At 54.7% G+C, this 22881-nt stretch carries 18 protein-coding genes and 4 pseudogenes; 12 read left to right on the forward strand and 10 right to left on the reverse strand.

Features of this window, described 5'->3' with window-relative positions; translation table 11 throughout:
• The first annotated feature begins 49 nt into the window (after window positions 1-49).
• Window positions 50-973: a Rossmann-fold NAD(P)-binding domain-containing protein gene (locus tag QPJ95_RS17710; RefSeq protein WP_270921219.1), complete on the forward strand. Its 924-nt coding sequence runs from the start codon at window positions 50-52 to the stop codon at window positions 971-973.
• On the opposite strand, the pseudogene QPJ95_RS24305 reads toward QPJ95_RS17710, so the two are convergent.
• Both QPJ95_RS24305 and QPJ95_RS17720 read right to left on the reverse strand, forming a co-directional pair.
• Window positions 908-1848 (reverse strand): annotated as a pseudogene (locus tag QPJ95_RS24305) (endonuclease/exonuclease/phosphatase family protein). The gene QPJ95_RS17710 and the pseudogene QPJ95_RS24305 overlap by 66 nt on opposite strands.
• A gap of 135 nt (window positions 1849-1983) precedes the next feature.
• A complete protein-coding gene (locus QPJ95_RS17720; protein ID WP_286018166.1) occupies window positions 1984-2856 on the reverse strand; it encodes a tyrosine-type recombinase/integrase in 873 nt (290 codons plus the stop codon).
• A 127-nt stretch (window positions 2857-2983) separates the two neighbouring features.
• Between QPJ95_RS17720 and QPJ95_RS24310 the strand changes: the two are divergent.
• The 5 genes and pseudogenes from QPJ95_RS24310 to QPJ95_RS17740 all read left to right on the forward strand — a co-directional run.
• Window positions 2984-3076, forward strand: a pseudogene (locus QPJ95_RS24310) (hypothetical protein); the annotation flags it as partial.
• Between the two features lie 15 nt (window positions 3077-3091).
• The gene (locus tag QPJ95_RS17725; RefSeq protein WP_286018167.1) at window positions 3092-3427 is read left to right on the forward strand and encodes a hypothetical protein; all 336 of its coding nucleotides are present in this window, start codon (window positions 3092-3094) and stop codon (window positions 3425-3427) included.
• Between the two features lie 168 nt (window positions 3428-3595).
• Window positions 3596-4683 (forward strand): IS3 family transposase gene (locus QPJ95_RS17730; RefSeq protein ID WP_286018159.1). Its coding sequence is split into 2 segments (ribosomal slippage): window positions 3596-3857 and window positions 3857-4683, totalling 1089 coding nucleotides; the frame shifts between segments, so codons are not numbered across the junction.
• 427 nt (window positions 4684-5110) lie between these two features.
• Window positions 5111-6898 carry an ATP-binding protein gene (locus tag QPJ95_RS17735; RefSeq protein ID WP_270920608.1) on the forward strand — a complete coding sequence of 596 codons (1788 nt, stop codon included), beginning with the start codon at window positions 5111-5113 and terminating at the stop codon, window positions 6896-6898.
• Between the two features lie 198 nt (window positions 6899-7096).
• A complete protein-coding gene (locus tag QPJ95_RS17740; RefSeq protein ID WP_270920607.1) occupies window positions 7097-7699 on the forward strand; it encodes an acyl-homoserine-lactone synthase in 603 nt (200 codons plus the stop codon).
• Between the two features lie 302 nt (window positions 7700-8001).
• On the opposite strand, the gene QPJ95_RS17745 is transcribed toward QPJ95_RS17740, so the two are convergent.
• The 3 genes from QPJ95_RS17745 to QPJ95_RS17755 all read right to left on the reverse strand — a co-directional run bounded on the left by QPJ95_RS17745 (window position 8002) and on the right by QPJ95_RS17755 (window position 11774).
• Complete coding sequence (locus QPJ95_RS17745; RefSeq protein WP_270920606.1) at window positions 8002-8268, reverse strand: hypothetical protein; 267 nt, start codon at window positions 8266-8268, stop codon at window positions 8002-8004.
• 15 nt (window positions 8269-8283) lie between these two features.
• Complete coding sequence (locus tag QPJ95_RS17750; protein ID WP_270920605.1) at window positions 8284-8670, reverse strand: hypothetical protein; 387 nt, start codon at window positions 8668-8670, stop codon at window positions 8284-8286.
• A gap of 248 nt (window positions 8671-8918) precedes the next feature.
• A complete protein-coding gene (locus tag QPJ95_RS17755) occupies window positions 8919-11774 on the reverse strand; it encodes a PAS domain S-box protein (protein WP_270920604.1) in 2856 nt (951 codons plus the stop codon).
• A gap of 967 nt (window positions 11775-12741) precedes the next feature.
• Here QPJ95_RS17755 and QPJ95_RS24100 point away from each other — a divergent pair.
• Both QPJ95_RS24100 and QPJ95_RS17765 read left to right on the forward strand, forming a co-directional pair.
• On the forward strand, window positions 12742-13416 hold the full coding sequence (locus QPJ95_RS24100) for an AfsR/SARP family transcriptional regulator (RefSeq protein WP_313851685.1): 675 nt from the start codon (window positions 12742-12744) through the stop codon (window positions 13414-13416).
• A 471-nt stretch (window positions 13417-13887) separates the two neighbouring features.
• Window positions 13888-14949, forward strand: coding sequence for an NAD(P)H-dependent flavin oxidoreductase (locus QPJ95_RS17765; RefSeq protein WP_270920603.1), 1062 nt, complete (start codon window positions 13888-13890; stop codon window positions 14947-14949).
• Window positions 14950-15072: 123 nt separating this feature from the next.
• Here QPJ95_RS17765 and QPJ95_RS17770 read toward each other — a convergent pair whose 3' ends face one another.
• Window positions 15073-15639, reverse strand: coding sequence for a hypothetical protein (locus tag QPJ95_RS17770; protein ID WP_270920602.1), 567 nt, complete (start codon window positions 15637-15639; stop codon window positions 15073-15075).
• A 226-nt stretch (window positions 15640-15865) separates the two neighbouring features.
• Between QPJ95_RS17770 and QPJ95_RS17775 the strand changes: the two genes are divergently transcribed.
• The gene (locus QPJ95_RS17775) at window positions 15866-16006 is read left to right on the forward strand and encodes a hypothetical protein (protein ID WP_270920601.1); all 141 of its coding nucleotides are present in this window, start codon (window positions 15866-15868) and stop codon (window positions 16004-16006) included.
• Window positions 16007-16057: 51 nt separating this feature from the next.
• Window positions 16058-16993, forward strand: a complete 936-nt coding sequence (locus QPJ95_RS17780; protein WP_270920600.1) for an aldo/keto reductase — start codon at window positions 16058-16060, stop codon at window positions 16991-16993.
• Between the two features lie 16 nt (window positions 16994-17009).
• Here the strand turns inward: QPJ95_RS17780 and QPJ95_RS17785 are convergent.
• Window positions 17010-17240 (reverse strand): annotated as a pseudogene (locus tag QPJ95_RS17785) (TSUP family transporter); the annotation flags it as partial.
• 104 nt (window positions 17241-17344) lie between these two features.
• Between QPJ95_RS17785 and QPJ95_RS17790 the strand changes: the two are divergent.
• Window positions 17345-17740, forward strand: coding sequence for a hypothetical protein (locus tag QPJ95_RS17790; RefSeq protein WP_270920599.1), 396 nt, complete (start codon window positions 17345-17347; stop codon window positions 17738-17740).
• A gap of 275 nt (window positions 17741-18015) precedes the next feature.
• A pseudogene (locus tag QPJ95_RS17795) lies at window positions 18016-18605 on the forward strand (IS5 family transposase); the annotation flags it as partial.
• Between the two features lie 114 nt (window positions 18606-18719).
• Here QPJ95_RS17795 and QPJ95_RS17800 read toward each other — a convergent pair.
• The 3 genes from QPJ95_RS17800 to QPJ95_RS17810 form a co-directional block, all read right to left on the reverse strand.
• Window positions 18720-19496 carry a slipin family protein gene (locus QPJ95_RS17800; protein WP_270920598.1) on the reverse strand — a complete coding sequence of 259 codons (777 nt, stop codon included), beginning with the start codon at window positions 19494-19496 and terminating at the stop codon, window positions 18720-18722.
• 17 nt (window positions 19497-19513) lie between these two features.
• Entirely contained in the window at window positions 19514-20953 is a 1440-nt protein-coding gene (locus tag QPJ95_RS17805; RefSeq protein ID WP_270920597.1) for an NfeD family protein, read from the reverse strand.
• Window positions 20954-21519: 566 nt separating this feature from the next.
• Window positions 21520-22734: a tyrosine-type recombinase/integrase gene (locus QPJ95_RS17810; RefSeq protein ID WP_270920596.1), complete on the reverse strand. Its 1215-nt coding sequence runs from the start codon at window positions 22732-22734 to the stop codon at window positions 21520-21522.
• Window positions 22735-22881 lie beyond the last annotated feature (147 nt).

The raw sequence follows: 22881 nt of genomic DNA on the forward strand, positions 1-22881 counted from the left end.
GTGATATGAATGGTTAAATTGACCTCATTCGCAATTGGGAGAATGAGTGATGACCCGCAGTGTTTTGATCCTTGGCGCCTCTGGCCGGTTTGGCCGTGCCTGTTCGAAGGCCTTTAGTGATGGTGGTTGGCAGGTCCAGCATTTTGACCGCAGTGCTGACAATCTGATGATAGCCGCGCGGGGCGTGCAGGTGATCGTCAATGGTTGGAACCCGGATTACCCCGACTGGGCGGCGCAGGTGCCGGATCTGCATGCGCAGGTGATTGATGCGGCGCGCAGCAGTGGGGCGACGGTGATTGTGCCCGGCAATGTCTATGTCTTTGGTGCCCAGACACTGGGGCCGTGGTCGGAAAATACAACGCATCAGGCGAGGAACCCGCTGGGTTGTATCCGGATCGAGATGGAGGCGGCCTATCGCCGATCAGGCGTGCGCACCATATTGCTACGGGCGGGGGACTTTTTGGATACCCGGGCCTCGGGCAATTGGTTTGACATGATCATGACCAAGGATTTGGCCAAGGGGCGGTTTACCTATCCCGGCAATCCCGACCTGGCGCATGTCTGGGCCTATCTACCGGATCTGGCGCGGGCTGCGGTGGCATTGGCCGATTTGGGCGACAGTCTGCCAGTCTACGCCGATGTGCCATATCCCGGCTACGTACTGACCGGGCAGGAGTTGCTGGCGGCGGTGAACCGGGTGGTTGCACGGCCGACGCGGCTGAAACACATGAACTGGTTGCCGCTGCAGCTGACGCGACCGTTCTGGGCGATGGGGCGTTGTCTGCTGGAGATGCGTTATCTGTGGACTACCGCCCACCGTCTGGATGGGACGTTGATTGAGACCCTACTGCCTGACGTCCACCAGACGCCGCTGGACGTTGCGATAGCTTCGGCGCTACCGTCAGAACTAATCGAGCGCGATGTCCAGCCAAACCAGGTGGTGGCGACTGGCCGCAACCCCGGCCTGACCTGAAGATGGGGGCCAGACCACGCCCGCACCCAGTATCTTCTGGTCGGCAGAGGGCAGCAGGTAATCCACCCGCATGCGCCCGGCGCGCTGCCATTGCACCGTGTTGGTGCCCGCTTCGGCGCTGGTTGGGCGGGGGTCTTGTAGTCTTGGAACATCCAGCAGCGATTGGATTGCACTGCGCCGCCCGTCGCCGCGATTTGGGTCCAGATTGGCACCACCTGCGATCACCAGCGGCGTGTCGGGCACCGGGCCCAGAGCGCCGTCGAGCAGCAGTTGCCACAGGCGAATTTCGTCGGCATTTCGCCGTCCGTTGCGGCCCTCGGCCCCGTCAAACAGCGGCGGTCCGGCCTGAAACGTAAGCAGGTTCAGCCGTTCGCCGTCTGGCAGGATCAGCGGCACTACCCAATGGGCGGTGCTGGACAGGCCTTGCACTGCTAATGCCTGCTTGGACGGGAACGGGGTGCCATCGGGTATTGTGGCAGCAAGGCGTCGGGCAGGTCGCGCCACAGCATCGGGCTAAAATCCCGCACCGCAGCGTAATCTATCGGTAGTTTTGACAGCACAGCGATGCCGCTTTGGCCGGTAAATACCCCATAGCCCTGCGAGTTTCGAGGCTCGCCCAGCCTGTTGTTGCCGTCCAGATCCAATTCGGTGGCCAGTCCGGCGTTGGGCTGTAACGCAAAGATATGCGGATAGCGGGCTCCGGCCTGTTGCAGTTTCTGTTGCAGCGGATGCACATCCGGATGTGCATCCGCGATCACCTGTATCACGGCCGCGATCTGTGGGTCTTTGCCGCGCTCAAGGTCGCGCAGCAGCAGGCCGGGGCAATCGCGGGATAATTCAGTGTTATAGGTGGCGATGCGCAAGGCTCCACTCAGCCCGCGCTACCGTCGGAATTACACCACGTCCAGGGGCACAAGCGTGCGGCAAGGATATCGGGAAGCACCTGCTCGTCCGGGGTGATTTCGATGGTGACAGTCAGCATGATTTCGAAATCCAGATTATGAGAACGGCTAGTCTAGGCTCATTTTTTCTGCCATCACTTCCGCCGCCTCCCTTAGTGGGTCATCGGCAATATGGGCATAGCGCTGCGTCGTCATAGGATTTGTGTGCCCAAGCAGGCGCCCAACGATTGCGAGACTCATCCCGCTCGACACAAGCTGTGATGCGTGTGTGTGGCGATTGTCGTGGATGCGGTAGTCGCTGATACCGGCTTTTGAAAGGACGGATCGCCAGAATTTCTTGAGATCCACAATCGGCTTGTTCTTAGATCTGCCCGGAAAGACGAACTCCGACCCGGCGGCACCGTTCTTGATCCGGCTCAATAGGGCCGCGGCTGCTTTGGAGAGCGGCAAGTGCTCTGTTCGCTTCTGTTTGGTATGGTGAGAGGGCTTGATCCATACACCGCGGTCGAAGTCGAAATTTTCCCATTTGGAAGTCAAAACTTCCCCGATCCGTGCGCCGGTTTGCAGTTGCAGGCGGATCGCATTCGCAGCTTTCTGGTTCGGATGATTGTCCAAAGCCACGCACAGACGGGTCAACTCGTCGCTAGACAACCATCGGTGCCTTTTTTCTTCGTGAAATCTCTCGATACCTTTGGCAGGGTTATCTGATCGCATTCCCCATTTGATCGACAACTCGAACATCTTTGACAGAAGTGCGAGAGCACGATTGGCTTGATATGGCGTCACTTTGAGCGAATTGTGAAATGTCTGAATTTCTTTGTGACGGACGTCACGGATCTTTTGCGAGCCGAACTTTGGCAAGATTAGGCGGGTGAGCATGGACTTGTCATTGGCGACGCTCTTTGGGCGCTTTTTGGGGATCGCGTGCACGTCCAGGTATTGCTGACAGAGATCCTGCATGATGGGTGCTTCGCGGACCATCTGTGCTTCTGTAACGGGATCTCCGCCGCGCAACACATCCGAAAGCAGTCCCGTCGCAATTTCCTTAGCTTGAGCAAAGGTTCACGTCATACATGTCGGCCCGTGCCATCAGGTTGGCGATGCTATCGTGTGGCTGCCAAAAGAACGTGTGCTGTTTTCCGGGGACATACTATTTCGTCTTTGCACTCCCATGGGATGGGTGGGGACATTCCACAAATGGTATCAGGCGCTCGACATGATCGTCGATGAACTAAAGCCGGATATTATCGCCCCCGGACATGGGCCTGTGTGTGGGTTGGAAGGAGTGACGGAAATGAAGGCGTACTTGGAGTACGTTGAAAAAGAGTCTCGCATCTTTTTCGACAATGGCTACACGTCAAACCAAGCAGCACGCAAGACTGACCTGGGGCCATACGCGGACTGGCTTTGCCCGGAACGCATCTATCTCAATGTGGAACGTGCATATCGCGAGTTTCGCGGAGAGACATTCGACAAACCCTGGGATCAAGCCGAGACTTTTGATGAGATTTTGGGTGTCGCCAAATCGCGTAGCATGACGCCCACATTCTGAACCTCAATTCGAGCAGGAGGTGTGGCTTTGTTGATGGCTTGTAGAAACCACTTACCGAGGTGCACAGCACGAAGCCACTGGACCGTGTCAACAAGGAGGGTAATCCCCCCCGAAACTAAGGGGATGTGGAAGTAGAATTTTCTCGGCAGAATGCATGAGGAGATTTTGATGAAGATGACGAGATATAGCGAACCCCAAATTCTTGCGATCCTACGCCAAGCCGAAGGCGGTGTGCCTGTAACGGAGCTGTGCCGCGAGCACGGGATGAGCAACGCGTCGTTCTACAAATGGCGATCAAAATACGGTGGTATGGACGCGTCGATGATCAGCCAAATGAAGGCGCTTGAAGACGAGAACCGGCGGCTGAAAAAGATGTATGCCGAGATGAGCATGCAAGCAGAATTACTGAAGGAAGCCCTGGGAAAAAAGTGATCCGGCCAGCCTTACGACGGGGTCTGGCCGAGAAAGCGGTGGCGCGCCACGGTATCAGCATTGCGCTGGCCTGCCGCACGTTTGATGTCAGTGAGACGTGCTATCGTTACAGCCCGCTCTTGAGCGATGAGAACGAAGAGATTGCCGATCTGCTGGTTGGGCTGACGGCCGCACGGAAGACTTGGGGGTTTGGGCTATGTTTCCTGCATCTACGTAACGTGCAAGGTCATTCGTGGAACCACAAAAGGGTTTACCGGATTTACTGCGAACTGGAACTGAACTTGCGGATCAAACCTCGGAAACGGTTAAAGCGGGACAAACCCGATGCGCTGGCAGTGCCGGACGCCCCGAACATGACCTGGTCGATGGACTTCATGGCGGATCGCCTCGGGGATGGTCGGGCGTTTCGGCTCTTGAACGTGCTGGATGATTTTAACCGCGAGGGTTTGGGCATCGAGGTCGATTTTTCTTTGCCAGCCGAACGGGTTATTCGCAGCCTTAATCGGATCATTGAATGGCGTGGGAAACCAGGAACCATTCGGGTCGATAATGGGCCGGAGTACATCAGTGGTAAGCTGCTGGAATGGGCTGAGAAACAAGGTATTATCATCCAGTACATTCAACCCGGAAAGCCGCAGCAGAACGCTTACATCGAGCGCTATAATCGCACCGTCAGGCATGAATGGTTGGACCAACATATCATCGAAAACATAGAGGAGGCACAGGACTTTGCCACACAATGGCTATGGACTTACAATAATGACCGCCCGAATATGGGCCTCGGCGGCATCACACCCGCAATGAAACTGAAAATGGCCGCGTAAATTCTACGACCGCCCCCTGTTAAAAATGGGGGGATTACCGGAGGTGAAGCGAGGTTTCAAGTTGATCGGTATCCCCCAACCATTAGGATGTGGTGCAGATGATCGATCGATTTTCCTTTTTTAGGGCAAAACAACGAAGGGGTTGTCTACCACCGCTACTTGCCGGTGACGAACCAACCGTCCCGGACGGTGATCTCGAAATGGCGGCTATGATTGCCATAAAACTAACGAGCATTACTAAATAAAGAGTAAAATTGGCAATACTCCCCATGATTTCACCTTGCCGAACTTGGTCGCTGGTCATTTTTTGGCCGCAATTTCAAGGGAGAAGGAAAGTCACCTGTGTTGAAAGGTGATGAGTGGTTACCTACTGCGCGCGATCGCATAAATAGGGAACGACGTGATAGTTACCGCAGGGACGATGTGGATGTCTAATTTGTCGCCAGACCTCACAAGCTCTGTGGCTGCACAGAATGTGCTGGTTCGCGCAGACCTTCCCTATCGTTTTGCTTCGATTACACTCGTAGCGATCCTGTCGCTCTACTATCTGCCACTACAGACGCTGGGGATCGTCTACCTTGCCTACGCTTTGATCGAGATCTTGGGTATATTCGTATACAGAAGTCTAAAGAACAGCGTCACGCGGAGTGGAATTCTCCTCTTCACTGTCTCTGCATTCGTTGGCGTTTGGGTCTTCAATTCAATCCCTTTGCTGCTCTTCATGCAGTCAGAACCATTTCCAAAACTTGCGGGGGCGATGCTGCTATTTATCGCGCTCAATCAGTGCGTAGTGGGGCGTTCAGACTGGATGGTTTTTGGCATTCTGACTGCGGTGCCGATCATTTGCGCTGTCGGATACATGATCGTCAGCTTTCTCTATTCTTTTGCAAACCCGGTGGAAATTTTCATCGCAGTTGCAATCATGGTCATTGGGACAGCCTATGTGGCATACGGCATGTGGGCGCTCAATCGGCTGACCAGCCGGTTGCGTGAAGCCCTAAGTGAGGCTGAGGCTGGGAGCCGCGCCAAGAGCCGTTTCCTTGCTGCCATGAGCCACGAGATACGGACTCCTTTAAACGCAATTTGCGGGATGTCAGAACTGATTGATGAGGAAGATGCCGATCCTGAGACACTGCGGGAGCGAACTCTGTTGTTGCGAAAGTCCGCACAGGCGCTCACCGGTATCCTGGACGGTGTTCTCGACCATGCCAAAGTCGAGGCTGGACATATTGAGCTCAGCCTCGCGGCGGCCGAACCTGAGATTGAGGTCGCAAGCGCGGTGGAGATGTTTCGGCCGTCAGCAGACGACAAGGGGCTTCGGCTCGACATCAATTTTGGCGAAGGCGTGCCGACCTACGCCGAATTTGATGCACTGCGGCTGCGCCAGGTGATTGGAAACTTAGTCTCAAATGCGGTAAAGTATACCGAGGCGGGTCACGTGTCTGTGGTGGCGCACTGCGAGCCGAATGGCAGTCAATCGATGCTCACCGTCGCGGTTTCTGACAGCGGCCGCGGCATGACCGCCAATCAGATTTCCGAATTGTTCACCGAATTCTACCGGGTCGAAAACAAAGATGCCCCGGCGGTTCCGGGCACCGGTCTTGGACTGGCAATTGCGCGCCGTTTTGCGCGTATGATGGGGGGCGATATTACCGTGTCATCCAGCCCCGCGCGAGGAAGCTGTTTCACCTTCACCAGTCTGGTCAGAGTTCTGGAGGAGCCGAAAGTTTACTCCTCTCCGTCACAATCTGAGGTTCAGCCTGACGACGGAAGCGCCAGGGATGCTGGCATAAAATCGATCCTGTTGGTGGACGATACCGCATCAAACCGAATGGTGGTTCGTGCCTTTCTGAAAAAGAGCGAAGTCGAAATTACTGAGGCCACTAATGGAGCCGAGGCCCTAGAGTGCCTGGAGCGCCAACCAGTAGATCTCATTCTGTTGGACATGAAAATGCCCGTGATGGACGGGCGTGAAACTTTAGCGGAAATGGCGCGGCGCGGCGGCCGGATCGGCGCCACGCCTGTGATTATGCTCACAGCAAACGCGGCTCCGGAGGATCGGGAGCGCTATCTCGCTCTGGGCGTTGCAGGTTACATTGCGAAGCCCGTTAGGAAATCTGTGCTGCTGTCCGAAATTCGCAGGGTCGCAGGGTCGCAGCAGCCCAGATTACTGGAGCAGCCTGATCTAGGCGAGAAGGCGTCCATAAGGAGCTGACCCACGAATTAAAGGCGCAACAGTTCGCGCCTTTAATTCGTCCGGCCATCTATCCCGATGAAAAGCAAAAAAACTTATCGCCAACACAATGAGAAATTAACTCAAAATTTACGATGACCTGTTCAATTTGTTTCAATTTTTAGGAAAGCTCTTGGAACTCTTTTCTTAAGGGATTGGAACATATGGTCAGGCACCCCAATGCGATCGACAGAAATCACCTTCGATAATCTTGGTGAAACCGGAACTCTTTTCACGGCGCTTTTGCGAGCCCGGTATCACCACTTCATTGAAGCACGCGGTTGGGATCTTCCAAACGTCCGTGGGCTTGAATTCGATCAATATGATACGCCGGAAAGCATCTATTGCGCGATCCATGAGGGCATGATTGTCTATGGTGGTTTTCGGGTGACGCCCACGACTGCGCACTGCGTAAATGCAAGCTACATGTTGCGTGATGCGCAGCTCGGCCTGCTGCCTGATCTGCCATTGGGTATTCTCGACGAGCCGGCACCTCAGGATCCAAGGATCTGGGAGGTTAGCAGGGTTTTTGTCGATGACACTCTGAGCAGCCGTGAACGTATGCGTGTTAGGGATGAGTTGGGGCTGACCTTTGCCCGACTGGCGAAGGACTGGAACATCAACGCCTTCCTTTGCCTTACCTCGGTTTCTGCCGCGCTACTCATGCGCCGAGCTGGGTTGAAAAGTTCTCCGGCCGGACCTCGCTTTGAAGCCGGGGGAGAAACCTGCCAGGCGTATCACCTCAAGATCGATGTGAGGAACCTGCGCAGCCACGCCGCATAATGCGATGGCTTTCAGCCGTCTGCGAGCCCTATGGGCGGTTGTGAATTCGAGCAAAATACAGACACGAAATTGTGGAGCGGTCACACATGCCATAAGGAAGGGGAGGACCCTTCACATGATACCGACCAGGCTGTATCCAGTGCGGGGAGGAATGACCGAGTAGGTCTCATAGCGAGTGGTGCCCCGTATCAACCGAATGTCGGCTATTCAGCTGTGCCTTGAGTTTGCAAAGCCTGCATTCTGCGCATAGCCGCCATCGGTGCTGACCGCAGCGAAAGCCCGCAACCGCCTTTTCTCCGATCTCACGTCAGCCGATACCTAGACCGTGCCTTCCCAATCCGATCCCCGACCGGAACCGGATGCTCATTTGCCAGCCGCATGAGCGCTTCCGGATGGGTTTCCATGAAGTCGTCGAAACCGTCGCTTGATACGTCAGAAATCGCCGCGCGGGTGATGAACAAACCGACAAGCTGTGCATCCAATTCCCGCATTTTCGCATTGCGATTGGCCTCAGTCACGTCGCAGAGTAAAACTCCGGCGCAGTTTTGCAGAAGATCACTGCCGATCACGGCTTCAAGTCGCCGTCAGAGTCCAGGGACGGGCCAGTGGGTGCCGTTGCGGTCTGTGGTGGGTTTTTGTTGGTGGCGCATGCGGCATAACGCGCCTGTAGGGGTGTCTCCGATGGTGTCGCGCGCATTCTGCCAATTGCGCATCTCAAACCGGTTGCGAAGCTGTTTAGATCCAAGCTTGAATTCAAAACGCCATACTAGACTTTGATCACGGTCACTTAGATCAAGTGGCGGTTTTCCTTTTCCGGTGAAAGCGGTGTTCCAGATCGTTAACCAGCCCATTTCCTTACTTTGGATCACTTCGGCGCGTTTGTCATAGATAGCCAGTTGCCGGTTAGCGATCGCTCTAGCCCGTAGACCGATCACGCGCGCGCCGCTGGCAACATCGTACCGGTGGATCAAAGGCCAACCATGCACTAACTTTCAAATTGGACCACGCAAATGGGGCTGCTCAACGAGCCATCATACGTTTTTACTTAAGCCGCAGTTTTGCAATTTGGCTCAGCCCAGGTAGGACGCCCTGAATGTGAACACGGCAGACAGCATCGCCATGGGTGATATAGGCCGCTTCTGGCGCGCCCACTTGCACGTTACTGTTTGGCTTTCTGGCAGCTTCATAGAACCATTCACCACCCGCCCGCCGTTGATACTTATTGGTAATTTAATCCGAGCCGACGTTTAGCCTGAAGGGCCGCAAGCGTGTCAATCAGATGCGCCTTGTTGATGGGTTTGGACAGGAAATGATCCATCCCGGCTGCCAGGCAGGCCTCGCGGTCGCTTTCAAAGGCATTGGCCGTCAACGCCACTATTGTCGGTTGCACGATATCCAGCGCCCGGATCTCTCGTGTTGCGGCGATGCCATCCAGCTCTGGCATCGACATATCCATCAACACGATATCCGGGGCGTGTATCTGGCACAGGGTCACTGCTTCGCGCCCATTCACAGCCTCAACCAGTTCAAGAGGTTGATCATTCAGGTACTTAGTGATCAACAGTCGGTTTACCTTGTTGTCTTCGGCCAACAGAACAAGGCTTTCAGTAAGCCTGCCAGAGGAGACAACGGCTGATGATCTAGCTTCTTTTTCAGATACGTCAGCTGGCGACATTTGCACACAGAGGCAAAAACAGCACCCCGCCCCCAGCTCTGAGCGCAACGTGATGCCACCGCCCATTCGTTTTGCCAAAACGCTGGAAATGGCTAGGCCAAGGCCCGTTCCACCAAAGGCCCGTGTAATGGCAGAATCCGCTTGCGAAAACCGATCAAAGATATGCTGCGCCTGGTCCGGAGAGATACCAATCCCGGTATCCTCAATCTCGATCAGCAGCCGATATGGATCCGCGTTGTCAGCCCCAACATTGATCGTCACCCCGCCCTGTGCAGTGAACTTTATCGCATTTCCTATTAGGTTCACTAGGATCTGCCGCACCCGCCCGTCGTCGCCAAGCACCCGCTCAACCAAACCAGTGGCATAGTTGACCGTTATCGAAATTCCCTTTTCATGGGCCTTGGGCCTCAACAGATCTACAGAACTCTCAATACAGTGACGTAAATCGTAATTAGTCAATGTGACGTCAAGTTTTCCGGCCTCCAGCCGTGACAAGTCCAGAATATCATTGATAATTTTCAACAAAGCGCTGGAAGAGTCCAGGATCGTATCCACATATTGTTTTTCGTCCGTGGCCAAATCACATTCAGCCAAAAGTCCGGCCATTCCGATAATTCCGTTCATCGGAGTTCGGATTTCATGGCTCATATTTGCCAGAAACTCGGACTTAGCCCGGTCGGCCAGTTCAGCTGCAATTTTGGCTTCCGCCAATTCACGCTGGCGGGTTTTGGACTCTGTAACGTCACGCTCAATCCCGACAACCAGTTCAACCTCACCATAAGCGTTTAAGATTGGTACCAGGTTGGTGCTGATCCAGATCTCTTCTCCCGATTTTGTGTAGTTCAGGATTTCGGTATGGTGCCGTTCGCCACGGGCAAGGTGGCTGGCAATCTCGCGGATCGCCGAAGGGTCCGTTTTTGGACCGTTGAACAATTCGCCTGCAGTCAACCCAATCGCCTCTTCTGGCGAATATCCGGTGACCCGGGTAAACCCATCGTTGACCCAGACGATTCGGGTCTGTGCATCGGTCAGAATAATACTGTCCGATGCATGTTTGGCCACCAGCGAGAGACGGTGCAATTCGGCCTGTTGTTTCTGCAGATCAGCATGTGCCTTTTCAAGGGCCAACTGACCTTCACGCATCTCGCCATTGCGATGTTGCAAGGTCTGGTTGGTGCGCATTAATTCGTCTCGCAACTGTACGTCTTTGGACACATCCCAGTTCACCCCGATCACTCGGTTTTTCCCGGCAGCATCTTTAAATGAAACGCCAAGTTCGCGAATATGATGCTCTGCTCCGTCTGGTAAAACGATGCGAAATTCCGCCGAAAAATCCCCCCCGTGCTTCACGGCATCGTCAAGGATCTGTCTTGTGGCCTTCTGATCCTCGGGGTGCAAACGCTGCTTCCAGAAATCCGCACTGAGAGTGGCGGAGTCACCTGAGTAACCAAAGAGGTCGCACATTCGCTGGTCCCAGATCAGGCGCGTGCTATCGGGCTCATACTCCCAAATGCCGATCTGTGAAGTCTCAACCGCAACTTTCAACCGCCGTGACAGCGTTTCCAAGTCCCGCTCACGCCGCTTTAACGAAAGAATCGCCGATCGACGTGCAGCAGAAAGTCGCCCAGCCAAGAACGTCGGGAACAGGATCAATGCGCCCGCAACTAGGAGCGCCAATCGCAGTGACCACAGGTTTTCCGGTTGAGCGGACCAGCCCCCAGATGGCCGTGCAACCAATTGCCAATTGCCAACTGGAAACGAAATATCAACCCGCACAGGGTCGTCATCGACAATGCCGGAGGCACCATAGAACTGCTCTCCCTCGGGGCCCATCCCGTCTCGGCCAATCAGTGCCAGTTCAATGCCAATCTCTGGGTCCGTCACTCCGGTGCCCGCATACAGTGCGTCAACATCAATGACGGCTGACAATATACCAAAAAACTGCCGATCCGGGCCCGTTCCTACAAAGAGGGGAAAGCGACAGATGAAACCATGACCGCCCTGAACCAGATTGACCGGGCCCGCTAGCACCATTTCGCCACTGTCGCGAACACGAAACGCAGCTTCGCGCTGTGCCTCGTTCTTGTTGTAGTCCAGCCCCATTGCAGTCTCGTTACCCTTCATCGGGTAAATCAATGAGACAACCAGATCCGGGGCCGCGGCCACAATGCGGATCTCTTCATGGTCACCAAGCACCTGTTCGGCCAATTGGGTAAACCGCACCTGGCTCATATCCGGCTCAGTTGAAAGCACCGCCACCAACCCTTGCACCAACTGAATGTCAGCGCTGAGCCGCCCCTTCAATTGAGACGCGATCAATCCTGCCTCGTGCTGAACATCCGCACGAAGTCTTTGGGTATAGATTGTGGCGTTTTGCTTTTCAACGAAAGCAGAAGCCATAAGAACAGCAACAAAAGTCACCAATGTAGGTAGATAAGTTCGCGTTTTAGTAAGGCCAAGCCAAGCGCTGGACCGAAGGCTATGGGCCATATGAAAACTCTCTGTCGTAAGTTTCGGTATCAGAATATTCCTCTTGCATAGTTCACGAGAGTTCAGCTTCGCTTAATAGAGAGTATTATTGTTAAACTGACATTCCCCAAGTGAAATGCCTTTTCCTACAAGTTGTGGCTGTTTTGGTTCCCAATCAAGCCTCTTGTGCAAGCTGTACCGTGGTTCGGGCACCTGTCTCTTGAATTGAGCACAATTTTTTGTCTTAGAGGTGGGCTTGACCCGGCTTTTGGTCTGATCGACACCGGTTTTGACAGACCCGTCGAGCCGCTTTTCTTCAGGTTTTGTCGTTGACACCGTCATGTTGGAGCTAAGCAGCCCCACTTGCGTGGTCCAAGTTGAAAGTTAGTGCATGGTTGGCCTTTGGTCCACCGGTACGATGGCCTCATCCGCCGACTGCACCTGCCGCCGGTTTCGAAATGGAGAAGGCAGTGGTAGGTCTAGAAGGAATGCGGCTCGACGGAACTGTCAAACGGGTATCGATCAAGCCAAAAGCTGGGTCGACCCCACCACTGAGACCAAAAACTGCACACAATTCAAACGGCAAATGATCAAGCCATAGTACAATTTCAACAAGAGCCTTAAAGGCGACAATAAACAGCTAAGGGATGCAAGAGGGGGTATTCAATTTTGTGAAATGTCGGCTAAATGAGGCTGAAGTATAGCTGTAAAATCATCAAGAAATGGCGGGCAATCACTACTTTTCGTGGAGGAAAACTCCATCTCCTAATTTGATTGATTTGTGCCATTATTGGCGCAACGCAAGCTATAGTGCAATGCAGGGATTGATTTGTCGAAATATTGGTCGCCTAACTTAGGTGGACTTAATTTTTTAACGTTGCTTTAAGGGTTAACTTTAATGAGTGTATTGTTAAAAATTAGAGGCTTTGGTGTATTTGGTGTTTTTGCTGCCAACGGGGAAAGTATTGTTCTCGGTGCCAAACACCAGGCCTTGATGGCTCTGTTGTCAAAAGCTGACAGTGGCGTACGTACCCGGGCTTTTCTCGAAAACATTCTGTGGAGTTCATCACAGCCAGAGCAGGCCAAGGCCGGTTTGCGGACCGCACTCAGTACATTGCGCCGCCATTTGGGATCAGAGGCATCTCAGTTGCTAACGGCCAATCGAGAACGCGTTGTATTGGATCTTAACCGCGTCGGTTTTATTGGAAGCTATGAAGATGGAGCCTTTATGGAAGGCTTTGAGCTTCCGTACCAGGCGTTATTTCGCGATTGGCTGACGCGGGAACGGGATGAAACCACCTACCGTATCCCGCGACGTCAGACGGATTTGGGATTCAATGAGACTCAAATTTATTCGAGTTCTGGTTCCTCCAAACAAAAATCAAAACCAACAATGTTGGTAAGCGAGCAGCGTATCGGGATCCTCAAATCTGAGGTCCAGCAACTCCTGCATATTCGCGAACACGCAATGACTATCATTGACGGATTGCAGCGCGAAAATGAGGCTCTCAAAATTGCGCGTGATATGCAGCCGAAATCTCCGACAATTGCAAGAACCTCAAAACAGGCCTGACACCGATCACTCAGAGATAGACCTGGCGCAATTTCATCATAACCTCCTTTGGGAGATACCCACCAAATAAAGGTGTGGCCGTGCTAAGTGGGCGGGGTAAAGTGGACATTGCGAGGCGTGCAGCGAACGGCGGCACAGTCCGCTCAACTGCCGTTGGTCCAGATCGCAGCGAAAGTCGGCTGTCCGCCCTTCTAGTCGAAATGTGTATGGTGCAGCGATTGGGCCACTTCACTCACCCAAAAATGTAACGAACGGCTCTAAGCCGACCATCGTTGACGGCGCAGCGAATGGCGGCAAGGAGTCGAAATCGAGGGTATTCTGCATCGCGACCAATGTTAGTTTTACTGGAATGCGCGAATTAATCATGGGGTTGAGGGATGTCCCTAAAATCAGATTTGACCTTGGCAAAACCCTGATGAGCGGTTCAACTCAAAATGGGTATATGAAATCCACTAGCGATAGGAGCGACTGATGAATCCCACTCCCCTCAGCCGTGCTACCGGTTTTTGCAACGCATATGACCTGCAAGTTCCAATCCTTATGGCCCCTATGGCGGGGGCGTGTCCGGCGTCTCTGGCAATTCCTGTTGCGAACGGCGGCGGGATAGGCGCGTGCGGCTGCTTACTGATGCAGCCGGATGGAATAGCGAATTGGGCGCGGGAGATGCGGGCCGGATCGAATGGTGCGTTTCAGCTCAATGTCTGGATTCCCGATCCTGATCCCTTACGCGATCCGGCCCATGAAGCAAGGGTACGCGCGTTTCTTGGTCAATGGGGACCAGAGGTCTTAGCCAAAGATGCCGAGGCGCCTCTGCCAGACTTCGAGGCGCAATGCGATGCAATGCTGGCTGCAGGGCCGCATGTCATTTCGTCGATCATGGGGGTTTACCCCGCACCGTTCGTCGCGCGAATGAAAGAACGTGGGGTGAAGTGGTTTGCGACCGTCACCACTGTCACTGAGGCTTTGGCCTCAGAGGCAGCGGGCGCAGATGTGATCGTCGCGCAAGACATGGAGGCGGGCGGGCATCGCGGGTCGTTTGACGCTGATGACGCAGCCCGTTCCTTGGTGGGGCTATTCGCGTTGCTTCCTGCTGTGGTTGATGCGGTGCAAGTGCCTGTGGTGGCGACAGGTGGGATTGCGGATGCTCGCGGGGTGGCGGCAGCGCTGGTTCTGGGGGCTTCGGCGGTGCAAATTGGCACGGGCCTTCTACGTGCGCCTGAAGCTGGGATTGCCCCTTCTTGGGCCGATGCAATTGGGGACGCATTGCCCGAAGGGACAGTTTCGACGCGAGCATTCTCCGGGCGGTTAGGACGGAGTATTCGCACTGCTTACACAGAGGCTGCGGAAGAGGGACCGATACCTGCACCTTATCCGATCCAGCGGAATATTACGAAGATGATGCGGGAGAGCGCGACAGGGATCGACAGGATGCAGGCATGGGCGGGACAGTCTGCGAGACTGGCACGTGCCGAGCCTGCGACGGACCTAGTCGCGGGTTTATGGGACGAGGCACGAGAAATCTTGCAGACTTGATCAAGGATCACGAACCGTGGCGCAAAAGGCCGTTCTGCGACACGGTATCTGTCCAGTATCCTTTTTCCATTAGACGAAATGGCCAGAAACCTGTGCCACAAGCGCAAGGGGCCGTTTTTTGGCTCAAACTGAAATCGAACCTTCAGAATCGCATCGACGAAGGTTCATTTTGTCCGCATTGACGGCGTGGGTCTCGCTGGTGTCCGCCTCACAGAACTCCCGATTCTTAGTTCCTGGAGGTAGGACCAAAGCCTCCCGGTTGGGCTCAAACCACGGCGCGAGGATGTCCACCGCGAAGTCTGTGCGCGAAACCCGGATCTGTGTATCGGCGTAGGGCATTCCCAAGGCCGTCATACATTCCTCAAAATGCTCCCTGGCAGCTCTGAGCCCGCCTGTGGCGAGCAGAAAGGCCCGGAAATCAACGGTGACCCCAGGATTATTTGGGGCGCGGTTCTCTGGGTCGGCAAAGAGCCACTCGGCCCCGTATTTGCCAGTGTGAACCGAGAAGGCCATACCTCCGCTTCTTCGGACACCAAATGGGATACCGTCACGTTCCAATTCAGTCTCACGGATGTTGGCGATCGCGGCGAGTTTCGTATCCTGCAATTCGGCCCGAAGGTCGGATGGGATTTCGGTCTGGACCGTAAGGCGGAGCCCATCAAACCCACTGTGTAATATATCTGCTTCCATTTACGATCTCCTACGCTTTCGTATTCGTAGAGGGGGGTGATACAAGACCCCCCTCCTTGCCGCTCCGCCATTCCCGATGCCCGCTTCGCGGGCGGGGCGGGCGCTTCGCGCCCTTCGATGTGCCTCCAGCAGGGCAGCTTTTGTTTTGGGGCCGGGCGTGGACGCCCGGCGGTGGGTGTGGAAACGGTAGGGCCCAGGTATCCGTATGTTGAGGGATCAGGGCGATATGGCCATCATTCTGGTCGAGCAGTTCTTTGAATTTGCCTATGGGCTGGCCGATCAATGTATCGTCTTGCGTCGGGGCGAGATCATTCTGGAAGGTGCCAGGGAAACACTGTCGCGGGAAACTTTGCTTGCGGGTGTCTAGGTCTGATAAAGCCACTTCCCCTATGATACTAAGTATGCCAACTTTTGTGTCATGAGCACAGATTTCACCCCCCCCGCTGGCGACCCTGTTTCACGCTTTTGCTTTGGCACCATGCAGTTTGGAGGCAAGGCCGACGCCACTGCCAGTCAGGCCCTGTATGATGCCAGCCGCGCTGCGGGCATCAACTTCTTTGACACCGCCGATGTCTATACCGATGGCACTTCGGAAACGCTGCTGGGAGGCTTTGCCAAAGCCGAACGGGATAAGTTGGTCATCGCCACCAAGGTTGGTGCTGTGGGCGGCAGCAGCCGCGACAATATTCTGACCCGGTTTGATGGCTGCCGCAGTCGGCTGGATATGGAGTATGTTGATATCCTGTACCTGCACCGCTGGGATGATGAGACCCCGCTGGAGGAGAGCATTGAAACACTGGCTGAACTGCAGCAGGCGGGCAAGATCGGCGCGATTGGGGTGTCCAACTATTCTGCCTGGCAGATCATGAAAGCCCAGGCCGTTGCGGTATCATTCGCGACAAACATCAGCATCTTTCAACCGATGTATAGCTTGGTCAAACGTCAAGCCGAGGTCGAAATGCTGCCCATGGCCCAAAGCGAAGGCTTTGCGGTGGCGTCATATTCGCCGCTTGGCGGCGGTTTGCTAACCGGAAAATACGCCTCTGGCGATGGCGGGCGGCTGGTCGATGATAGCATGTACAAGGCGCGTTATGGCGTGGATTGGATGCATCAGGCGGCCAAGGACCTGTCGGTTCTGGCCAAGGATAATGATGTGGATCCGGCCACGTTAGCTGTGGCTTGGGTGGCGTCGAACCCGGCGATCACTTCGCCGATCATCAGTGCCAGATCTGTTGCCCAGTTGGCCCCGTCATTGGCGGCGCTTGAATTTGACCTTGGCGATGATCTCAAGGCGCAGCTTTCAGCCCTCACACCGACTCCGGCCCCGGCAACAGACCGGCTGGAAGAAGTCTAAGCCAAGCGGGCTGATTTCAGGCCAGCCCGTCCCAGATCAGCTTGGCTCCGGTGCAGGACAGCAGCACATAGGCCAGTGCAAAGAACAGCTTCTCTGGCATCTTGGGGTGCAGTTTGACACCCAGCCAGGCACCCAGCAGGGCAAAGGGGGCCAGCATCAGGTCCTGCTTTAGCGTCTCCAGGGTGAACAGCCCCAGAAATGCATAGGGGATGAATTTGGCGGTGTTCATCACCCCAAAGACCAACACCTTTGCTCTGAAACTAATGAACATTCTTGGTCTAAGACAAACCAGTTTTCCCAAATTGAACATACGAACTCACGTCCCTCCCGAATTCAACGGTAGACGGAAACATGTCGACAGATAAACCAAGCAAGAAGCATCCGGTGGTGCTTCGCTTTGAAGGCTTGTGGCCCCATCAGCTGGCCGGTTACGAGATGCACAGAAACCGCACCGGCGGTGATTTGGGGCATATCGATCGGGATTGTGTCCATCTGAACAAGCGTTTGATTGGTGAGGAGGATTGGGCTGAAAAAGCGCAGGCTGAGATCGCGCAGATGCGGGCGGAGAATTTCGCGGATGAGCTTGATGGGTTGGCTCGGCGCAAGCGGAAGTCGGATATCAGGAGGCGGATGGTCGAAGGCCCGAAGGAGCCCTGGCGAAATTCCAAACATGGCCTGATGCGTGAGGTCATCTTGACTGTTCGCAAGGATTGGTTCGAAGATGACCTTGATGGAATTCTGGGCTAACATCTCGTGAAGAACACTTTGAAGACTATGCAATTTCCTGGTTGAAAGACACGTTTGGTGATGACGTGGTTCATGCCCGGGCAGACCGCGATGAAACGACATATCATTTCAGCCCGTCAAAGCCACTATGCAGGATCTCGGCGTCCATTTGCGCTGGCCTTCGCTTTCGCTTTCGTATTCGTGGAGGGGGGGTACAGCCTTGCTTACAATGTTGGGGTGCGTGGGGCAGGGCACTGCACAGCCACGCGCCGCCTGAACGCTGGCGACATTGCCGGGGGTTACCGCTGCGGCAGGCGACGGGTTTTGTGGAAAGCCTGTTGAAACTGATCCATCTGGACTGGGTGGTGCCAGACTTCAGCACGCTGTGTCGGCGTCAAAAGACCCTGTCGGTTTGCATTCCTTTTCGCGGCTCCACTGGCCCTCTGCACCTTCTTATCGATAGCACCGGCATCAAAGCTGAGGGCGAAGGCGAGTGGAATGCACGTAAGCCCCCTCTCACACATGCAAGCATGTGTGAGAGGGCAGCGGGCGGCCCCAAGCGTCGACTCTGGCGCAAGATACATATCGGGATCGACGAAGAAACACTGGAGGTCGTACCATTGAGGTGACCGGCAGCAACGTCGGTGTCGCGCCCATGCTGCCTGACTTGTTGGGACAGATCGCTCCTGATCAGGAGGTCGGGTCTGTCACGGCGGATGGGGCTTATGACACACGCAAATGTCACGCGGCTATCGCTGCGCGGAATGCCCATGCTATCATCCCGCCGCGCAAGAATGCAAAGCCTTGGAAACCGGATACGCCGGGAGCGGTCGCGCGAAACGAAGCGATACGTTCCTCGCACTATTTGGGCCGTGCTCTGTGGCGAACCTGCCTCAACGCGACATCAGACGCCTGCGCCTGTTGCTGAGCCTACGGGTGTTTAAGCTACAACTGGCTCACAATATTGACCGTTCGTATGTCTCCACCCACCGAATAACCATTACTCTGGCTTGTCGCCCTGGTCCGTCAAGGATTTGGGCAAAAGATCAATCGGCAAGGGGAATATCACCGTCGACGTGCGGTCGTTGGCGATATCAGTGAGCGCGTTGAAATAGCGCAGCTGCATGGCGTTTGGTTGCGTGGCAAGCAGTTTGCCTGCCTCAACCAACTTGGCCGCTGCCTGCTGCTCGCCTTGGGCATTAATGACGCGTGCGCGACGCAATCGTTCCGCCTCGGCCTGTTTGGCAATGGCGCGCACCATGCTTTCGTTGATGTCCACGTGTTTGATTTCAACATTGGCGACTTTAATGCCCCAGGCATCGGTTTGCCGGTCGAGAATGGCCTGAATATCCACGTTTAAGCTCTCTCGCTCCGCCAGCATTTCATCAAGCTCGTGTTTACCCAGCACCGAGCGTAGTGTTGTCTGTGCCAATTGGCTGACGGCAGAAGCAAAGTCCGCAACATTGACGATCGCCCGTTCCGGGTCGACTATGCGGAAATATAGGACCGCATTGACCCTGACCGAAACATTGTCGCGCGAAATTACATCCTGGCTGGGCACGTCTTCGACGACCATGCGCAGGTCGGTTCGCACCACCTGCTGCACCACTGGGATGATGAACACCAGCCCTGGCCCGCAAACCCGGGTAAATCGGCCAAGTGTGAACAGAACGCCACGCTCGTATTCCCGAAAAACGTAGATGGCTGCCGACAGGAACCAAAGCACTAGGGCCAAGCCGAGAAGGTAGGCGATCGAATTGAAAATGATGGCTTCCATAATGAGACCTCTCCTATCTAGCGTTCGGACATTGAATCGTCTGCGCTGGTGACGTGCAGTGTCAGCCCAGCGATGTCGCGGATGTAAACGGCAGCACCAGGCGACAGGCCGGTCATTCCACTGGCGCGCCAGCGTTCGCCCTCGGCCCAGACAAAGCCCGCCTCATCCTTCCATTCGATAACCACTGCCTCCTTGCCCAGCATGGAGTTTCGGCTAATGGCTGGAGCAAGTCGGTAAGCGCGCATTGTGTAGCCAAGAAGGAGCACCAAAACCGCCGCGCTGAGGCCAGCCATAGTGCCAATTACCCACCAAGAGATCTGGTAGGCGGGAAAGTCGGTGTCGACCAGCATGGCAGACCCAAGTACAAAGGCGCTCAGCCCGCCAAAGCCCAGAATGCCAAAAGTGGGCGTAAAGGCTTCGGCCACCATAAATGCTATCCCAAGACCAACCAGGGCCAGGCCGGTATAGTTCAAAGGCAGCTGATTGAGCGCGTAAAGACCCAGAGTCAGGCTGATAGCGCCGACCACCCCTGGCACCAGCGCACCGGGGTTCCAGAACTCGAAAATTATTCCGTAGACCCCAATCATCATTAGGATCAAAGCGACATTCGGGTTCGAAAGAACCGCTAAGATGGTGGTGAGTGTCCCCATTTCGATCCGCTCAATGGCGAGATCACTGGTCGACAGCACGCTATCTTCGCCTAGGAGCAAGACAGTGCGGCCGTCCAATGCGACCAGCAATTCCTCTGCATCCGTGGCGACAAGATCGATCACGTTCTTTTCAAGCGCGCGTGCGGATGACAGACTGGCCGCGTCTCGTACCGCGGCTTCTGCCCAATCCGCATTGCGGCCGCGCAGCTCGGCAAGACTGCGAATAAATGCAACTGCATCATTTGTGGCTTTGGCGGTCATGGTCGTGCTTGAACCGGGCATCCGTGGCGACCTGCCGTCGCCAGTGGCATCACTGTCTTCACCATTTGACTCTGGGGCTGGATCAATGGGTTTTTCGTCCTGTGGCGGGGTTAAGCCGGGCAGACCGCCGATCAGCACCGGCGTCGCCGCGCCGAGATTGGTGCCGGGCGCCATAGCCGCCACATGTGTGGCGTAGAGAATGTAGGTTCCGGCGCTTGCCGCATGCGCCCCGGGCGGAGCAACATAGCCGACAATCGGGACTGGCGAGGCAATTATGTCCTGGATGATGTCGCGCATGGCGTCCACCAGACCTCCAGGTGTATCGATACGCAATATGATAACTTCAGCCTGCTGGCCCCCAGCAATCGCGATGATCTTTTTGATATGACGTGTGGATGCCGGACCTATCGGCCCTTTCAATTCGGCAAGTATCGCCACTGGCTGGAAGACCTCACCATTAGTATTCTGACTGATCGCCAAGTTTGCAGCTGTTAGGAACACCACCGCTGTGAAGACGAAGCGACCCAGCCATTGGACAACTGCCATCTTCTTCTCCTGCACAATTATATAATCCTCTTTATCCTGAACGACAGGTAAATCCCGCTAAGTATTTGACACAAAAGAGATATGCGTACCGAATATCGCACCCATATCAACGCACAATTAGGCGAGCAGTTGCTCGGAACCTGTCTGCTCAAAGTGCAACGCTTGTAGTGCTTTCCGCAGAGAAGGGCTGGTCAGAGCCTAAACTTTCAATTTTTGGTACAGAGTTTCGTTGTGTTCTTTCTACCGCCATTCCCCAAGTGAAATGCCATCACCTGCATGTTGGGTTGTTTTTCGTTCCGATTAAGCCATCTTTGCGAGTTGTGCGGTTATTTTAGTGCCTGTCGCGTGAACTGAATGGAATTTTCGGTCTCTATGGCAGGGGTTTTCCCTCACTGAATGACACTCCTCAAGCCCTGGCATTCGCCGGGGCTTTTCTTTGGTGTTGCCTTCTCTCGTGGGGACGGGAAGGGGGCAACGGTGCGTCAGCGGCAAGGCGCCCGGTGTGGGTGTCTTGGGCTGGCCGACAGTCTGTTAGAATGAGTTCAGGGCGGGAGAGAGATCACAGTTTAAGACGAATTAGAGGTGGGGTTGGACATCTTGCAACGGTCAATCTCATCGCTGATACGTTGAATGGGTTCCCGCAGACGTTCAGGGTCGTGGATCAGGTAACCGCTCGTTACATCGCAGTTGGCATGGTTCAAGAGCCGTTTTATGGCATAGTGGCTAACGTCCCACCGCTCGGCCATGGTCGCAAAAGTTCGGCGCAAGTCGTGGAACGTCCAATCTTGTCCAATGCTTTTTCGAACTTGCACCAGAAACTTGCGGGGATCTTCTAACTTGCCGCTTTTACTGTTTGAAGCGAATACGTAGCCTGTGGATCCGTAATTGTGGCGGCGCCGGAATATGGCCTTAATTTGTTGGCTCATGGGCAGGGTGTGGTCGCTGCCATTTTTCGTATCTCGCAGGGTGAAAATACTGGCTATCAGGTCTACATCTTCCCAAAGTAGTGACGCCCCCTCTGAACGGCGCAGTCCGGTTCTCAGAAGTAGTTCAGCATAATCTCTGAAGTTTTCAGCATCTTCCCTGAAAGTCATTGTTTCGAGATTGTTCAATGCATTGAACCATTTAGGCAACATATCGTCTCTCAGGAAGGTTTGGCGGCGCTTGACAGGGTTCCATGCCTTTACGGCCCCGACACGGCTCACGGGGCATTCTGCAAGCACTGGCACACCGTTATAACCCGCTGTGGCGGCACGGTTGTAGTTCCACATCGACTGAAACACTCGCGCAGCTTTGTTGGCAGTGGCAGGCCCATTTTCGGTCGTCAGCTTGCGGAACCGGTTCAGGAAGGCGCTGGGTGAAATATCTCGCAGAGCACGCTTGTCCCAATCGCTGAAATACACGGCAAACACACGACGGTAATCGTATTCTGTCTTGGATTCCAACTTGCGGCCTGCGAAGAACGTCTCCCGAGCTACGGAAAGCGTAATCCCCCTCATACGGGCTTCGGCCTTGGCCGCATTTGGATCAATACCTGCTGCCATTTGGCCCAGAAGTTTCTTGGCTTCTTTCCGTGCTTGATCAGTGGTGAATACATCAGCAGGGCCAATGGTGATACGCCGGCTTTTTCCGTTCACGCGGCTTTCAGCAAAGTAGGATTTCTTGGTTGCTCCAATCAGAACCCCGAAGCCGTGCAAGGACTTGTCATAGATCAGGCGTTGCTTGCCGGATTGGAACGGTAATTCGTTCACCAGTTTGGCCGTCAGTTTTATGCGGTTCACAGCTGCCCCTCCCTGGGCACTAATAGGCATCTAACAGGCAATTTGCCTTTATCTGAGATTATGCTGAGTGATCGTAATAATCAACTAAGTTGCTGAAAGCACTATGATAAATGATGTTGTATGATGCTAGGTTATCTCTGGAGATCA

The sequence above is a fragment of the Parasedimentitalea psychrophila genome, assembly GCF_030285785.1.
Classification (GTDB): domain Bacteria; phylum Pseudomonadota; class Alphaproteobacteria; order Rhodobacterales; family Rhodobacteraceae; genus Parasedimentitalea; species Parasedimentitalea psychrophila.

Coding starts and splice junctions, on each gene's coding strand:
- QPJ95_RS17770 (WP_270920602.1), bottom strand. CDS start 15,639: ATGGAAGCAGATATATTACACAGTGGGTTTGATGGGCTCCGCCTTACG.
- QPJ95_RS17740 (WP_270920607.1), top strand. CDS start 7,097: ATGCGATCGACAGAAATCACCTTCGATAATCTTGGTGAAACCGGAACT.
- QPJ95_RS24100 (WP_313851685.1), top strand. CDS start 12,742: ATGAGTGTATTGTTAAAAATTAGAGGCTTTGGTGTATTTGGTGTTTTT.
- QPJ95_RS17735 (WP_270920608.1), top strand. CDS start 5,111: ATGTCTAATTTGTCGCCAGACCTCACAAGCTCTGTGGCTGCACAGAAT.
- QPJ95_RS17790 (WP_270920599.1), top strand. CDS start 17,345: ATGTCGACAGATAAACCAAGCAAGAAGCATCCGGTGGTGCTTCGCTTT.
- QPJ95_RS17710 (WP_270921219.1), top strand. CDS start 50: ATGACCCGCAGTGTTTTGATCCTTGGCGCCTCTGGCCGGTTTGGCCGT.
- QPJ95_RS17720 (WP_286018166.1), bottom strand. CDS start 2,856: ATGGTCCGCGAAGCACCCATCATGCAGGATCTCTGTCAGCAATACCTG.
- QPJ95_RS17805 (WP_270920597.1), bottom strand. CDS start 20,953: ATGGCAGTTGTCCAATGGCTGGGTCGCTTCGTCTTCACAGCGGTGGTG.
- QPJ95_RS17765 (WP_270920603.1), top strand. CDS start 13,888: ATGAATCCCACTCCCCTCAGCCGTGCTACCGGTTTTTGCAACGCATAT.
- QPJ95_RS17800 (WP_270920598.1), bottom strand. CDS start 19,496: ATGGAAGCCATCATTTTCAATTCGATCGCCTACCTTCTCGGCTTGGCC.
- QPJ95_RS17755 (WP_270920604.1), bottom strand. CDS start 11,774: ATGGCTTCTGCTTTCGTTGAAAAGCAAAACGCCACAATCTATACCCAA.
- QPJ95_RS17780 (WP_270920600.1), top strand. CDS start 16,058: ATGAGCACAGATTTCACCCCCCCCGCTGGCGACCCTGTTTCACGCTTT.
- QPJ95_RS17725 (WP_286018167.1), top strand. CDS start 3,092: ATGATCGTCGATGAACTAAAGCCGGATATTATCGCCCCCGGACATGGG.
- QPJ95_RS17775 (WP_270920601.1), top strand. CDS start 15,866: ATGGCCATCATTCTGGTCGAGCAGTTCTTTGAATTTGCCTATGGGCTG.